The sequence below is a fragment of the Prevotella sp. DNF00663 genome (assembly GCF_001553265.1).
Taxonomy (GTDB): domain Bacteria; phylum Bacteroidota; class Bacteroidia; order Bacteroidales; family Bacteroidaceae; genus Prevotella.
Map to the genome: position 1 here is coordinate 54,672 of NZ_KQ960645.1, position 15,630 is coordinate 70,301.

Here is a 15,630-nt window from a genome sequence, read left to right on the forward strand (position 1 = left end):
TTGCTTTTTCGCAATACGCTATTTTTTCTTTAAAGGTGTTTCTATATATAAAAGGTAAATAAGAAATTAAAATCAGGATATTACGACAGCATGAATTTTAAACTAATAAAAAACTACATATTGGGTAAGGACTCGCACGCCGATGATACGCAACTCCTTGATTGGTTGCGCCAGTCTAAGGACAATGAGCGCATGCTCTTCAGTGCCGAGTTGGCTTATCGTGAAGGACTACGCAGGCCTCAAGACGCTATACCTGATATTAATAAGGTGGAAGCATCACTATTCGACGAGATTCACCGGTTGGAAAATCGACGTGCCAAAGTGCGTCGACTTGTATGGACACGCTATGCTGCTGCCCTCACCATTGTAGTGGTGGGAGGTGCTGTTGCTTTATGGTCTATGCTGAAGAATCCGCAAATGACAACTGTTACGGCCAACGGTAGGGTGCTGGCAGTGACGTTGCCCGACAGTACAAAGGTGTGGCTTAATAAGAATGGTACGATTAGTTACCCCCGCAATTTCGATGGAGACGAGCGTAGGGTAGAACTTACGGGCGAGGCCTTGTTTGAAGTTACCAAGAATCCGACAAAGCCTTTTATCGTCAATAGTAAGGGAGTGGAGACGCGTGTTTTAGGTACCGTTTTCGACTTTAAGACTGAAGCGGGCAATGGACAGGAAGAGGTGACATTGCTGGAGGGGCGTCTTGAAGTATCAGGTCTTGATGGAGAAGGCAAGGTTATCATCAAACCAAACCAGAAAGCTATCATTAATAAGAATTTGCACACCATGGAGGTGAAGAACGTCTATGCACAGCTAGAGGCTGTATGGCACGATGGCATGATTCCGTTTGAGAATATGTCGATTGCCGATATTGCGCTTGTGTTGTCGCGTTTTTATGGTGTAGATATTACTTTGGCCGACAATATGGACCGCCGACAGACTTATTCGGGCTATATACGTCGCAATGAAACCATCGACTCTGTATTGAATGCGTTGACCTATACCATTCCTTTCCGCTATCATACCAGCGGTAAGCATATCACACTGGAACGCAAATAAAACTCTCGGAGACAGTAAATGATTCCTCTGTCTACCTTGTTTTTATATTTCATACCGCCCCAACGGCTACTGAAAACGAGTCTCTTCGTAGTCTCTTCTTCAGTTCTCGTTGGGGCGGTATTCTTTTGTCTTGTATCTTTTAGTATGCGCCTGTTCGATAGCTAAGTTTATTCTCGTATAACAACATTAAAAACCTTGAGATTTTAATGCTTTCATGAAGCCTTCCGACAAAGCCTCATTATCTTTCTTGGTATAGCGAATATCCGTGAAGATCTGAGCCAAAGTCTCTTTGTCATTGATTTCTACGAAGTGCTTATTTTCTTCCAATTGCTCCTTTGGTGTGTAGTATTCATCAATACTCTGTGGCGTATAGTCGGTGTAGATTTCTTGATGAATGAAAGCTTTCAACGGCAAACGGTCACTGAGTGCCGGCTCCTCGTCGGGCCAACCTACGGTCAGTGTGGCCACCGGCATCACGAGTTGAGGCAGTTTTAGTGTATCAATGATGAGTTGCGGCATATAGATGGTAGTGCCAAGGAAGCAGGTTCCCAATCCGACTTCTTCTGCCAAACACGTAAAAGTCTGCGTGTAGAGCAGGGCATCTGTCGCTGCATTCATGAACGAGAGGAAGTTGTCGTATCCCGGAACGGCCTTTCTATTCTCTGCCCAGACGCTTGTTCGGCGAAAATCGGCGCAGATAGTGAGTACCACGGGAGCTCCTGTTACCATCGGTTGATTGAAGTGTGCCGGTGCCAAGGCGGATTTTCGCTGCTCATCGCGTGTCACGACAACACTGTAGAGTTGCAGGTTTCCCATCGTGGGAGTTCGTCCGGCTGCCTCCAACAAGTCGTTTAACAGTTCTTCGCTCACTTCCTTTTGGCTATATTTACGAATTGTTCTTCGTCTTAATATCGTTTCTTTCATGTTTGCAAAGATAATAAAAACGAAGATAACAGAAAATATTTAACCTGAAGTTATTTGTCACTCTAAGAAGAAATAGTATTGGTAAAAAAATGTCGAGAAAACGAGAAAAATTCTCTTTTACTATGTATGTTTTTACTATATTTGCCTTGTAAACATTCTAAAAAGGTGGTAATGGATATTAGACGACAACTTGAAAAGCTTGGTAGTGTGCCTTTTAGTGCAGACGTTTTAAAGTCTATGATGCGTGATATAAAAGCTCCCGATAAGAAACTTTCGTATATGGAAAGGCAGGAAGATATTATTCGTTTAAAGCGAGGGCTGTATATTGTGTCCCCGGAGGTAAGTCGTGTACATATTTCAACATCCTTAGTTGCCAACCATCTCTATGGGCCTTCTTATGTATCGTGCCTTACAGCGTTACGCCATTGGGGCATGATTCCCGAACAAGTCTACTCCATCCAGTCTATCACAACGAAGCGTTCAAATCAATTTGATAACTCTGTAGGGCGCTTTGAATACCTTCATGTCGATGTAGACTATTATCCTATAGGCGTTAAGATAGTCAATGAAGATAATCTTTCGTACCTGATGGCATCGCCTGAAAAGGCTTTATGTGATTTGATAGTGACGACACCATATTTGAATATGAGGTATCGCCAAGAATTACTCCGTTATTTAGAAGAAGATTTGCGATTGGACATGGACGAATTCCGTGCGATGGATGCCTCTGTATTTGAAGCTTGTGCTACTGTCGGGAAAAAGTCTGTTTTGATTCAAAATATAGCTAATATACTGCGCTCATGAATGATATTTTTGATAATATGCTTGCTGCCCATCGGCGAACCACAGACAGTGACAATCGCAATGCGATGTATGAAGTGACTCAACAGATAGCTTTGGCAGGGCTTTATAGAGGTGGTTTTTTTGAAAAGGCAGCTTTCTATGGAGGTACATGTTTGAGAATCGTACATGGATTGAATCGCTATTCTGAAGATATGGACTTCTCGTTGTTGCAAAAAGATAATGACTTTAAGATTGAGAATTATTTTGATGCGATTGTCACCGAGTTTAAAGCGTTGGGACGTGAGCTTGTAATTACCAAGAAAGACAAAAAGAATTTTGGAAAGGGTGAGTCGGCTTTCTTGAAAGATACTACTGAAGTTTACGACCTAACATTCCAAACAGAGAAGAGCATTACGGTGAAAATAGAAGTAGATACCGCTCCTCCGCTTGATTTTCAGACAGAACAAAAGCTTATACTTCAGCCTTTTTCTTTTATGGTTAGATGTTTTGCCTTGCCCGACCTCTTTGCTGGAAAACTCCATGCGCTAGTATTTCGGAATTGGAAAAACCGTGTAAAAGGTCGCGATTGGTACGATTTTGAATGGTATATACGGCATGGTATACCGCTCGACTATCGCCATTTGCGAGAGCGCATACGTGAATTTAACGGAGTAGATATGAGTGTCGAGCAGTTTCTGATGCTGCTGCGAGAACGATTGTTGACTGTAAACCTAGATCAAGTGAAGACAGATGTTCGTCCATTTATTCTTGATGCTACTGCCATAGATATATGGTCGAACGACTATTTCGTACAATTAGCCGACCATCTGCGTATTTTATAGCAGTCTGCAAAGGCTTAGCAGCAATGCTGCCAAGCTTATTCAGCAATGCTGTTTAGCCTAGGCAGCGATGCTGGTAAGCAGTTGCAGTAATCTCTTTTCAGTTCTTTCTCAAGGAGAGAGAGGAGGAAATAAGGGGTTAGAGAAGAGAGAAGAGGGGTGTATTATGGAGCTTGTTTTCATTTGTTTTTGACTTTTTATATAGAGTATTTAGTGTTATTTATTTTCAAAATGAAACGTTTTGTGAGAACAAATTCATAGTAAAGAGTTTGCAAGTTACTCAAAATGGGAAACTTTCAGCTATTCTCTTCGAGAAAATGTTCTCTGTTTTAGAAAACTTGGGCGTGTTAATTATGAAATTAATCTACCGAAAAGAGGAGATTAAGTGAAATATATTATGTACATTTGCAACATAAATCCTACTGATCAAAACAAACATGGAAAAGAATAAGATTTACTCTTATGAAGAAGCTTTTCAGGCTTCTTTGAAGTACTTTGACGGTGATGAGCTGGCTGCTAGAGTGTGGGTTAATAAGTATGCGATGAAAGACAGCTTCGGAAATATTTTCGAACAGAGTCCCGAAGATATGCATTGGCGTATCGCAAATGAAATCGCACGTATTGAAAAGAAATACCCGAATCCGATGTCGGCACAAGAAGTGTTCGACTTGATGGATCACTTTCGCTATATCGTTCCGGCCGGTAGTCCGATGACCGGTATCGGAAACGATCACCAAGTGGCTAGCTTGAGCAACTGTTTTGTAATTGGTTTGGATGGCGATGCCGACAGTTATGGCGCTATCATGCGTATCGACGAGGAGCAAGTACAGCTGATGAAGCGTCGCGGTGGAGTAGGGCATGATCTGAGTCATATCCGTCCGAAAGGCTCACCGGTGAATAATTCGGCATTGACAAGTACTGGTCTTGTGCCTTTCATGGAGCGTTATAGCAACTCTACGCGTGAGGTAGCGCAAGATGGTCGTCGCGGTGCGTTGATGCTCAGCGTGAGTATTAAGCATCCCGATAGTGAGGCTTTTATCGACGCAAAGATGACAGAGGGCAAGGTTACAGGTGCCAATGTATCGGTGAAGTTGGACGATAGGTTCATGCAGGCTGCCGTCGATGGTAAGCCTTATGTACAGCAATATCCCATAGATGGCAACAATCCTAAGGTGTCGAAGGAAATCTCTGCCAAGGCTTTATGGGAGAAAATAGTGCATAATGCTTGGAAGAGTGCTGAGCCGGGTGTATTATTTTGGGATACGATTCTTCGTGAGAGCATTCCCGATTGCTATGCCGATTTAGGCTTCCGCACGGTAAGTACCAACCCTTGTGGTGAGATTCCATTGTGTCCTTACGACTCTTGCCGTCTGTTGAGTATCAATCTTTATAGTTATGTAGAGAATCCATTCACGGATAAAGCTATCTTCAATTTCGAGAAATTCAAGAAGCATGTGCAGTTGGCACAGCGCATCATGGACGATATCATAGACTTGGAGATGGAGAAGATAGACCTCATCATGAAGAAGATAGAGGTCGACCCTCAGAGCAACGAGGTGAAAGGAGCAGAATATCATCTATGGGAAAAGATTCAGCGTAAGAGTGGTATGGGACGTCGTACAGGGGTAGGTATCACTGCCGAAGGCGATATGCTGGCTGCTATGAATCTGCGTTACGGCACCCAAGAGGCTACCGACTTCAGCGTAAATGTGCATAAGACTTTGGCATTGAATGCTTATCGTAGTTCGGTAACGATGGCTGAAGAGCGTGGAGCATTTGAGATTTACGATGCGAAGCGTGAAGCTGCCAATCCTTTCGTGCTGCGTATCAAAGAGGCAGAACCAGAGTTGTATGCCGATATGGAGAAATATGGTCGTCGTAACATTGCTTGTTTGACCATCGCTCCTACGGGTACTATCTCGCTGATGACACAGACGACTAGTGGTATTGAGCCTGTATTCATGCCGTTCTATAAGCGTCGTCGCAAGGTGAATCCCAATGATGCCGACGTACATGTGGACTTTGTCGATGAGGTGGGCGACTCGTTTGAAGAGTATATCGTGTACCATCGCAAGTTCTTAACATGGATGCAGATCAACGGTTACGACCCCAACAAGCGCTATACGGCAGAAGAGATAGAGGCATTGGTGGCTAAGTCGCCTTATTATAAGGCTACGGCTAACGATGTAGACTGGCTGATGAAGGTGAAGATGCAAGGCGCTATTCAGAAATGGGTAGACCATTCTATCAGCGTAACAGTGAACCTGCCGAGCAACGTAGACGAAGAACTCGTGAACCGTCTGTACGTAGAGGCATGGAAGAGTGGATGTAAAGGATGCACCATTTACCGCGATGGAAGTCGTTCGGGTGTGATGATTTCTGTGTCGAAGAAAGATAAGAAGAAGGAAGAAAATAAAGAAACACCGGAACCATTGACTGCTCCGGCACCTCCATGCCATCATACAGAGGTGACCGAAGTGCGCCCGGCAGAGTTGGAATGTGATGTCGTGAGATTCCAAAACAATAAGGAAAAGTGGGTGGCTTTCGTAGGTCTGCTCAATGGTTATCCTTATGAAATCTTCACCGGATTGCAAGATGATGAGGAAGGTATCGTGTTGCCAAAGACCGTTACCAAAGGTAAGATTATTAAGAAAAAGAGTGAAGACGGCAGTAGTCGTTACGATTTCCAGTTTGAAAACAAGCGTGGTTATAAGACGACAGTGGAGGGTTTGAGCGAGAAGTTCAACCCCGAATATTGGAATTATGCCAAGTTGATTTCTGGTGTTTTGCGTTATCGTATGCCTATTGACCATGTGATGAAGTTGGTAAGTTCGCTCCAGTTGAAGGATGAAAGTATCAATACATGGAAGAACGGTGTAGAGCGTGCGCTGAAGAAGTATATCACCGACGGCACTCAGGCAAAGGGGCAGAAGTGCCCGGTTTGTGGTAACGAGAGTTTGGTATATCAAGAGGGATGCTTGATTTGTACCAACTGCGGTGCCAGTCGCTGCGGATAAAGCCGTAGATAAAGTTAATAGAGATGTTCCGCGGGACGGCAAATGCTGTATCGTGGAATTTCGGATATAATACGACCCATATGAAATTGAAAGAAAGTTTCATTTGTTTGAATGGTTTGCGGTATCATGCTTTCCACGGTGTGCTGCCGCAGGAACGCCTTACGGGCAATGACTATGTGGTGAATCTGAAAATAGGTTATGACGTATCAAGAGCCATTCGGTCGGACCATGTGGACGACACGTTGAACTATGCCGACATATATCTCGTGGTATCCACTTCCATGTTGGAACCTTGCAATCTGCTGGAACGTGTGGCCGGAAATATAGGTCAGCGCCTATTGACACAATTCCCGGATATGCAATCGGTCGAAGTGGAGGTAGTGAAAGAAAACCCTCCAATGGGAACGGATGCGGGGAACGCAAGCGTGAAACTACTTTTAATAAATGATAAAACCTAGATGTAGATAGTGGTTTTGTAATATTAAATCATTACCTTTGTCAATTATACCTCTATGATAAATAAGAAAATATTGTTCTCATTGATAACATTGCTGTTGGTTGCAATCACTTCTAACGCTGCCAACCGACGTTTTACCCTTGTTATCGACCCGGGACATGGTGGTCATGATACGGGAGCTATGGGGGCATTTTCCAAAGAAAAAGATATAAATTTGACGATTGCACTGGCTTTTGGTAAGTTGGTGGAGCGTAGTTGTCCTGATGTGAAGGTAGTATATACACGCCGTTCGGATGTATTTATCCCTCTGAAAGACCGTGCAGATATAGCCAATCGCAACAAGGCCGACTTGTTTGTGTCGGTTCATACGAATGCACTGCCGGGTGGACACATCGCTCGTGGATTCCAAACTTATACGCTTGGTAGTGGAAGAGCGAGTGGTAGCAAGCGTGGCATCGTACAAAATCTGGAAGTGGCAAAGCGCGAGAATGCTGTTATTTATCTAGAGAAAGACTATCGGCAGACCTATCAGGGCTTTGATCCAAACTCGTCTGAGAGCAATATCATGTATGAGTTTATACAAGATAAGAATATGGAACAGAGTGTGGCTTTGGCAAAACTGATGCAACGCAATGTTTGTTCGGCTACCGGTCGTGCCGATATGGGGGCGCATCAAGATAATCTAGCTGTATTGAGATTGTCGTCTATGCCTAGTTGTCTGTTGGAATTAGGATTTATCTCCACGCCCGATGAGGAGCAGTTTTTGAATACTGCCGATGCTGTAGACCGCTATGCGAAGGGTATATTCAATGCTTTCGTGGCTTATAAGTCGAAATACTATGGTGGTGATATTGTTGTGCCTTACAAGGTAACTGAACCGGTAAAGTCGACCATTCCGAATATAGTGCCCGATCAATATAAGGAGTCTGAAACTCCGGTACCCGCAGTGGAGCCGGTGCAAGAGACAGATAATCGACCCGTATTTAAGGTGCAAGTGTTGACTTCCGGTCATAAACTCAGTACCAAGGAAAAGACTTCTCGAGGCTTGGAAGATGCCGATTTCTATCAAGAGAATAATACATATAAATATACATATGGTGCTTCGAACGACTATAATGAAATAAATAGATTGCGTATTCAGTTGCGTGATAAATTCCCGGAGGCTTTTGTTATAGCCTTTAAGGGCGATATGAAGATGGATGTGAGGGAAGCTATCAAGGAGTTCAAGCAAAACAAATAATCAATAAGCGAAATGAAGAAAATGTTCACAAGGGAGGTTAAGATAGCCATTGTAGCCATAATGGGCGTGACAGTCTTGTATTTTGGGTTGAATTATCTCAAAGGAATGTCGATATTCTCTAATAAATATACATACTATGTGAAGTTTACGGATATCAGCGGACTGTCTTCTTCCAATCCTATCTATGCTGATGGCTATCAGGTGGGAGTGGTGAAAGCGATAGAATACAATTATAATCAGGCTGAGAATATTTTGGTAAAAATCGATGTAGATAATAATCTTCGAATCCCAAAAGGTAGTTCGGCAGAGATTGTAAGCGACTTCATGGGCAACGTGAAGATGAATATTCTCATGGCTAATAACCCACGTGAACGTATGGCTTTGGGCGATACCATCATAGGAGTTATCAATGGTGGCGCACTAGCACAGGCTGCTTCGATGATGCCGACGGTACAGAATATGTTACCCAAATTGGATAGTATCTTAACGCGTGTGAATCAATTGCTGGCTAATCCGGCCATAGCGCAGATTCAAGAGAATGCACAACAGGTATCGGCAAACTTGACTACGACCACGCAACAGCTTAATACGCTGATGGCAGGGCTGAATAAGAACGTGCCCGGAATGATGACAAAGGCAAATACGGTGCTTGATAATACAAATCGGTTGACAGCTAATTTGGCTGCTGTGGATGTTGCCGGGACAATGGCTAAAGTCGATGCTACGATAGCTAATGTGCAGTCTGTGACAGCTAAACTGAACAACAATGAGGGGAGTTTGGGCTTGTTGATGAACGATGCAAGTCTTTATAACAATCTGAATGCAACCATGTTGAGTGCCGACTCTCTGCTTAATAACTTGCGTGAACATCCCAAACGCTATGTTCATTTCTCACTCTTCGGACGCAAGGATAAATAGTTAATTCGATAAAAGGATTAAAATTGTAATTATTTAAAAATGGTCTAAATAATTCGTTTGAATGTTTCACGGCTTCTTGAATGGCTCGAAACACGTTTTATAGTAGGCGATTCAGGCAATGTTTATACCATGCTTGCGTACAAGGACTGTAAAGTTGTGGAAGCCGTGTAATGTCCGTAATATCAAGAGGTTGTAATTATGAAAGCCTATTTATACAACTTTGAATTCTCAAAAAGGCTAAATATCACAGTATAAAGGGGTTAGAGCATATTTCTTAAAAAACGCTAAACTGGGCTCATTTGTTTTATTCATAATTCTTTGCTAAATTTGCATTCACGTTAATAGACTGAGAGTCGAAAGACATACTAAATAAGAATAAGTTTCAAATGAAGATGAGTCCTGATGCTTGTTGGGGCAAAGCCCTTACGCTCATAGCTGAAAATGTGAGCCAACAGCAATTTGCGACATGGTTCAAGTCGATTGCCTACGAATCATTCGATGCGGAGACGAAAACGCTTCTTTTGCAGGTTCCCAGCTTATTTGTATATGAATATCTGGAAGAAAACTACATAGACCTGCTGAGTAAAGTGCTTTGTCGTACCTTCGGAGAGGGTGTGCAATTGCGTTACCGTGTCGTTACTGATAAGGAACATAAGCTTTCTCAGGACTTAATGGCTGATCCGGCAGATGCTGTGGAGCGCACTCCAAAGAAGAATGCAAATCAATCTCCGACGACACTTGATGCCGCTCAACCGCAACAAATCGACTCTCAACTGAACCCACATCTTACTTTTAAGAACTATGTGGAGGGCAATAGCAACAAGCTTCCACGCAGTGTGGGACTCTCAATAGCCGAACATCCGGGTAATAACCAGTTCAACCCGATGTTTATTTATGGTCCTTCAGGCTGTGGAAAAACCCACCTTATTAATGCTATAGGGTTGAGAACGCATCAGTTGTATCCGGAAAAGAGAGTACTATATATCAGTGCCCGACTCTTTCAGGTGCAATATACGAATGCTGTTTTACAGAATACGACCAACGATTTCATCAACTTCTATCAGACCATAGATATGTTGATAGTTGATGATATACAAGAGTGGGCCACCGCAACTAAGACACAAGACACCTTCTTCCATATCTTTAACCACCTATTCCGTAACGGAAAGCGTATCATTTTGGCTAGTGATAGACCTCCGGTCGACCTTAAAGGCATGAACGAGCGATTGCTTACCCGTTTCTCTTGTGGCTTGATAGCGGAGTTGGAGAAGCCAAATGTGGAGCTTTGTGTGGATATCTTGAAGAATAAGATTCATCGAGATGGCTTGCATATCCCTGAAGATGTGGTGATGTTTATTGCTTCGACAGCAAATGGAAGTGTCCGCGATTTGCAGGGAGTTATCAACTCTTTATTGGCTTATAGCGTGGTTTACAACTGCGATATAGACATGCGACTAGCCGAACGAGTTATCAAACGGGCTGTCAAGATAGACGATAAACCTTTGACGATAGATGAGATTGTGGAGGCTGTATGCAATCATTTCAATGTTACACCGACCGCTGTAAATAGTAGAAGTCGCAAACGCGACTTGGTAGAAGCGCGCCAAGTGTCGATGTATTTGGCTCAGAAATATACCAAGATGCCTGCTTCTCGCATCGGGAAATTAGTAGGTAATCGTGATCACTCGACCGTTATTCACAGTTGTTCGCAAGTGGAAATACGGAGAAAGACCGACCATTCTTTCAGCGATGAGTTGGTATCAATAGAGAATACCTTTAAACTAAAGAAGTAAAATGATATAGCCTTGAAGAAATTCAAGGCTTTTTTGTGCCTTTTAATCCCAAATATAAGGGCAAAAAAATAGCGCCATAATCTCACGATCTCAGCGCTAGGTATTTACTAAAATAAATTAACTCAAGTCTTTCCGCACTCTCACGAGCTTAGAAACAACCTCTCACAAAGGTGAGATTTATATATATGCGAAAATTTTCAAAAGTCATACATGGTCACTGTATCAAACCAAAAACCACGTTATAGTTGCAAAGATAAATAAAAAAATGAATGTAGCATACATCTTCCTCATCTTTTTTGGAAAGAATATGAAATTATATTTGAATTTTGAAATGGATGTATATAGGAATCACTTAAAGTCTCTGAAGACCATATAGTAGGCATTGGCATGAAATTCTATCTTTTCTCCAAGCGATTCATTCAGTGTACCTTGCCACCATTGTTCATACGCATAGCTTTGCCATTTCAGTCCTTTGCTCTTGATTTGTGAGCATCCGAAGTTGAAAATACTAATCTGTTGCCCCGGCCAACTCTCAAAGGTAGAGTCTTTATATGCAGGAGTAAACAGGCCATGATCGGTTATCATGGTTGGTTGTATGGCCATATTTTTCAGGTAGCGCACCATTAACGAGATGTTTCCCAAGGCATGGTCTTCTCGCTTCCCCGTTGCTCCAAGGTAGGCAATGTGACGCATTCCTAGCCTCATACAGTGCCGTGTAGCTTTGGACAAGTCGTTGTCGTCCTGCTCGTGCACTTCGTGGAAGATGTCGGCATACTGCTGTTTTAAGTCAGGAGAGAGTGAATCGCCGTCTCCAATGATGGCATCGGGCGTGTAGCCTCTATCAATACACTCGGCCGCAGCACCATCGCAACAGCATAGATATGTTGCTTTAGCCAATATAGCTAATGGTAATGAGTGGGTAGGGAAGTCGCCTGCCGCCAATACAACGGCGTCGAACTCTGTATCAGGCGTTATGAGTGGATAGTCCATCGTTCATCATTCTTTTCCATTTGTAGTATCCCATGATGGCAATCACGACGTACAAGGCATATAGTCCAGCCTTAAATGGTATACCTTTATATAAATATAGCACGGCCAGCACAGCATCTACAACAATCCAAACAAGCCATTGTTCCACATATTTACGTGCCAATGCCCACAGGCCTACGAAACTTAAGGCGTTGGCAAAACTGTCTGTAATAGGAACATTGCTGTTGGTAAAGGTAATTAAAATCCGGTAAATAATGGCCCATGTCACGAGAAAAGCTATGGTTACAGGTAACCATAGCTTTTTTTTCATTCTAGTGATGGGCATCTCTTCGCCCTCGTGTTGATTGCGTTTCTTGCCGAATTTCCAAACCAGATACCCATAGATAGCTGCCGATGTGTAGTAGATGGCCATACCAAAATCGGCATACAGTCCTGCTTCATAGTAGAGAAAGATGTCTACTAGAGGCATGATAATACCTGTAAGCCATAGATAGATGCTGGCATTATACTCCTGCCAGATGTAGATGAGGCCTAAGATGGTGGCCGTTACATCCAGCGTTAGCAGGAAGTCGGGACTGTTTAGAAATTCTTGCATCGTATGTTTGTTTAGAAGTTGATGGATAGATGAGCCATCCAGTTGAATGGGGCCGAGGGCGCAAAACCTGCTTTGTTGAGTTTGTCTTTGGTATATGCGATGACCTTTCCGTTACCATCGGCCTTGTAGTTGGGCGCTGCCCATCCGTTATTATCATATTTGGCGCTGAACAGATTGTATAATGTTACACCGATAGTGGCATCTTTCAAGCCCAGTTTTTTGAGTCCAAAGTGGTAAGCCAAGTTCAGATTGGTGTTGAAATGTCCATCTATCAGCATGCTAACCTTGGTCTCCTCTCCGTTTTTACCATACGAAACATACTCCTTAAAACCTGTATTAGTGAGGTATTGGTCGCTGATATACTGGCTCTGAAGACTAGCTGTGAAGCCTTTATAGTCGAACGAGAAGATGTTGTTGAAGATGAGATCGGGCGAGAAACTCAATGGAGTATCACCCAAATTCAATGGCTTTTCTGTCTTCGAGTCGGTCACTGTCCAGTCTTTTGCACGGTTTTTACTCCATGTAGTGTTGGCATCCCAGCGGAACCAATCGACCGGTTTCCATGAAGCTTCCAACTCCAATCCCATGCGATAACTATGTCCTGAGTTGTCGTTGCTGGCTTTCATTTCGCCTATTTCGTTCAATTCTCCCGTCAGTACAAATTGGTTACGATAGCTCATATAGTAGAAGTTGGCACCTGCCGAGAACTTTTTGCTCTGGTATTTATAGCCCACTTCCAAGTCGTTCAATTGCTCTGCTTTCAAACGAGTGCCTATGTTATCCTCATAGTCGTTGCGAGTTGGCTCTTTATGTGCGATGGCATACGATGCATACACCTTGTGATTGGCTGTAATATCGTAGTTCAATCCGAATTTGGGATTGAAGAAATCATAGTTGTCTTTCATACCATAAACCACTTGTTTCGTTCCATCCCACTTGTCGGTAGGCCCATTTAGCTTATAACTTATGTGGCGATACTGTAGATCGATGAATGCACTCAGTCCCTTGTAGAACTCCCAATTTACCTTACCATATACGTTTCCGTCAACCTTTTCCGATGAGTTGCGATAATATTCCGTATCGGGGGAGAGTGCAGGCGAAACGATATACTGATTTGTCTCCTTGTCATTTGCGTCCTTTACTACGTAATATGGACTTCCTGCCCATTTCACCCGGCCGAAGTGATCGCCCTCGTATTTGTTCCAACCACCGCCTATTGTAGCCGTTAATCCGCTCAGATTGTTATAGTTCAGGCTCGCAATAGCTCCGTAGAAATCATTATCCATCTTCTTTTGGCGTACTAAATCGCCCAGCATGTTCCAATCTTCAGTCAAGTGGAATTGTGCCCACGAGCGCTTGCTTTTATACTCTTCGTAATAGCCTTGGCCTTTGGTATAATGTAAAGCTGCGTTGAGGTTCCAGTTACGATTGATAACTTGGTTCCATATTAACTGATAGTGTTGTTGGTGATAGTTGTCGGTCTGTCCGTCATAATAATGTACATTGCCGTCACGATCGCAGTATTCGCCACACGAATTATATCTACGTCCATACAGACTTTGCTCGTATTTCGACGCATAATTCCAAGCATGATAGGTCTGTTCCATACCGTTGAAGGTGATAAACTTCACCATCGTGTTGTCGCCGAAGTATCCTGCCTGTACGAAATAAGAATTTAGTTTGGTGAAAGCACGGTCCAAATAACCCTTACTACCGATGTTCGACAGTCTACCTTGGATTCCCCAGTGGCCACCCAGCAGTCCGGTTCCGAAGCGCAATGTCTCCTTATGCGAATAGTACGATCCACCCGAAAGATCCAATCCGATATAGGGTTTCAGTCCGATATTCTCTGTTTGCATATTCAGCGTGGCTCCGAAGGCTCCCGAACCATTAGTTGATGTACCCACACCGCGCTGTATCTGCATGCTCTGAACGCTCGAAGCAAAGTCGCCCATGTTCACCCAGAACACTTGAGCACTCTCTGCGTCGTTCATAGGGATGCCGTTTGAAGTGATGTTAATACGCGAAGGGTCGGTACCACGTACACGCAACGACGTGTAACCGATACCGTTTCCGGCATCTGAAGTCATGGTGACCGATGGGGTGAGTGATAACAGGAAAGGCACGTCTTGGCCGAAGTTTACGGCTTTGATTTGCTTTTGATTGAGGTCGTGATAAGCCACCGGCGTCTTTTTGTTGGCGCGTGTAGATGTCACTTGTACGTCTTGTAGCTCGTAAGTACGCAACGTATCAATCTTTTCTTGTTTGGGATTAATTGCATGAACTGTTGCTGTGCAGGCGAGCACAGACACGAACAATACACTTTTTTTCATGAAAACATTAAAATAAAAATACACAAAAAGGGGCACTTTTCATGTCCTTATCCCTACGCCGGCATTGCCCGGATCAGGTCAGAGGGTCTATTCTCAGCCACGAAATGTCGTGGCACCCCTTAGCCTACAGTCTGTAAACCGCTGCAAAGGTATTGCTTTTTCAGTGAAATCCGTGCTGTTGGAGCAAAAAAAGATGGAAACTATGATTTTTTCACTAAATCTGTAAAATCAGACCAACTTTCTACTTTAAATCCTCTAATATCTCGAACAGATTTCTTAAACCAGTCTTGATAGCCAAAGAATATATTCCCATCTGCGGTCTGTGCAGAAATAACAATTCCTGCATATGGATTGTTTTCTACCTTGATAACTTCTCCTTCTATCCAGTCGGCAAGATGGGTTAGATCGGGTGAAACCAATACTTTGTCTCCAATTTCCATCATATAATTTTTCTTTTTTACAAAAATACAGAATTAAAAATGTATCTATCAAGAGAATCATAATATTTCAACCATCGCTTATTCTTCTTGATTCGCTTCATAGTAATACTCTCTTTTACCCACAATTCAATAACTCATCAACTTGAAGACTTATAAACTTAAATTGCTGCAACGGTTTCGCAGGTTTGTTGCATGGCTTGTTCAGCATCGCTGCAAAGGCGAGGCGGCAAAAGTGAAGAGCC

At 43.1% G+C, this 15,630-nt stretch carries 13 protein-coding genes and 1 riboswitch; of the genes, 8 read left to right on the plus strand and 5 right to left on the minus strand.

Annotation, left to right across the window (positions count from 1 at the left end; genetic code table 11):
- Window positions 1-90: 90 nt before the first annotated feature.
- Window positions 91-1,059 carry a FecR family protein gene (locus HMPREF3034_RS08815; RefSeq protein WP_036899145.1) on the plus strand — a complete coding sequence of 323 codons (969 nt, stop codon included), beginning with the start codon at window positions 91-93 and terminating at the stop codon, window positions 1,057-1,059.
- Window positions 1,060-1,245: 186 nt separating this feature from the next.
- Here HMPREF3034_RS08815 and HMPREF3034_RS08820 read toward each other — a convergent pair whose 3' ends face one another.
- The gene (locus tag HMPREF3034_RS08820; protein WP_062434908.1) at window positions 1,246-1,983 is read right to left on the minus strand and encodes a nitroreductase family protein; all 738 of its coding nucleotides are present in this window, start codon (window positions 1,981-1,983) and stop codon (window positions 1,246-1,248) included.
- A 171-nt stretch (window positions 1,984-2,154) separates the two neighbouring features.
- On the opposite strand from HMPREF3034_RS08820, the gene HMPREF3034_RS08825 reads away from it, so the two are divergent.
- From HMPREF3034_RS08825 to dnaA, 7 genes are all read left to right on the plus strand, one after another.
- Window positions 2,155-2,787: a type IV toxin-antitoxin system AbiEi family antitoxin domain-containing protein gene (locus HMPREF3034_RS08825; protein ID WP_062434912.1), complete on the plus strand. Its 633-nt coding sequence runs from the start codon at window positions 2,155-2,157 to the stop codon at window positions 2,785-2,787.
- Complete coding sequence (locus tag HMPREF3034_RS08830; protein WP_062434916.1) at window positions 2,784-3,608, plus strand: nucleotidyl transferase AbiEii/AbiGii toxin family protein; 825 nt, start codon at window positions 2,784-2,786, stop codon at window positions 3,606-3,608. Before HMPREF3034_RS08825 ends, HMPREF3034_RS08830 begins: the two co-directional genes overlap by 4 nt.
- 434 nt (window positions 3,609-4,042) lie before the next feature.
- Window positions 4,043-6,622 carry an adenosylcobalamin-dependent ribonucleoside-diphosphate reductase gene (locus HMPREF3034_RS08835; protein ID WP_062434919.1) on the plus strand — a complete coding sequence of 860 codons (2,580 nt, stop codon included), beginning with the start codon at window positions 4,043-4,045 and terminating at the stop codon, window positions 6,620-6,622.
- Window positions 6,623-6,702: 80 nt separating this feature from the next.
- The gene (gene folB / locus HMPREF3034_RS08840) at window positions 6,703-7,080 is read left to right on the plus strand and encodes a dihydroneopterin aldolase (RefSeq protein WP_036899175.1); all 378 of its coding nucleotides are present in this window, start codon (window positions 6,703-6,705) and stop codon (window positions 7,078-7,080) included.
- Between the two features lie 54 nt (window positions 7,081-7,134).
- Window positions 7,135-8,319, plus strand: coding sequence for an N-acetylmuramoyl-L-alanine amidase family protein (locus HMPREF3034_RS08845; protein ID WP_062434922.1), 1,185 nt, complete (start codon window positions 7,135-7,137; stop codon window positions 8,317-8,319).
- Between the two features lie 12 nt (window positions 8,320-8,331).
- On the plus strand, window positions 8,332-9,237 hold the full coding sequence (locus tag HMPREF3034_RS08850; RefSeq protein ID WP_062434924.1) for an MlaD family protein: 906 nt from the start codon (window positions 8,332-8,334) through the stop codon (window positions 9,235-9,237).
- Between the two features lie 386 nt (window positions 9,238-9,623).
- Window positions 9,624-11,030, plus strand: a complete 1,407-nt coding sequence (dnaA, locus tag HMPREF3034_RS08855; RefSeq protein ID WP_036899130.1) for a chromosomal replication initiator protein DnaA — start codon at window positions 9,624-9,626, stop codon at window positions 11,028-11,030.
- Between the two features lie 348 nt (window positions 11,031-11,378).
- Here dnaA and HMPREF3034_RS08860 read toward each other — a convergent pair whose 3' ends face one another.
- The 4 genes from HMPREF3034_RS08860 to HMPREF3034_RS08875 form a co-directional block, all read right to left on the minus strand.
- On the minus strand, window positions 11,379-12,020 hold the full coding sequence (locus HMPREF3034_RS08860; RefSeq protein ID WP_036899127.1) for a thiamine diphosphokinase: 642 nt from the start codon (window positions 12,018-12,020) through the stop codon (window positions 11,379-11,381).
- The gene (pnuC, locus tag HMPREF3034_RS08865) at window positions 11,995-12,615 is read right to left on the minus strand and encodes a nicotinamide riboside transporter PnuC (protein WP_062434927.1); all 621 of its coding nucleotides are present in this window, start codon (window positions 12,613-12,615) and stop codon (window positions 11,995-11,997) included. Before pnuC ends, HMPREF3034_RS08860 begins: the two co-directional genes overlap by 26 nt.
- Window positions 12,616-12,626: 11 nt before the next feature.
- A complete protein-coding gene (locus HMPREF3034_RS08870) occupies window positions 12,627-14,948 on the minus strand; it encodes a TonB-dependent receptor (protein ID WP_062434930.1) in 2,322 nt (773 codons plus the stop codon).
- A gap of 33 nt (window positions 14,949-14,981) precedes the next feature.
- Window positions 14,982-15,078, minus strand: a riboswitch (TPP riboswitch).
- Window positions 15,079-15,148: 70 nt separating this feature from the next.
- Window positions 15,149-15,391, minus strand: a complete 243-nt coding sequence (locus HMPREF3034_RS08875) for a transcriptional regulator (protein ID WP_369796373.1) — start codon at window positions 15,389-15,391, stop codon at window positions 15,149-15,151.
- Between the last annotated feature and the right edge of the window lie 239 nt (window positions 15,392-15,630).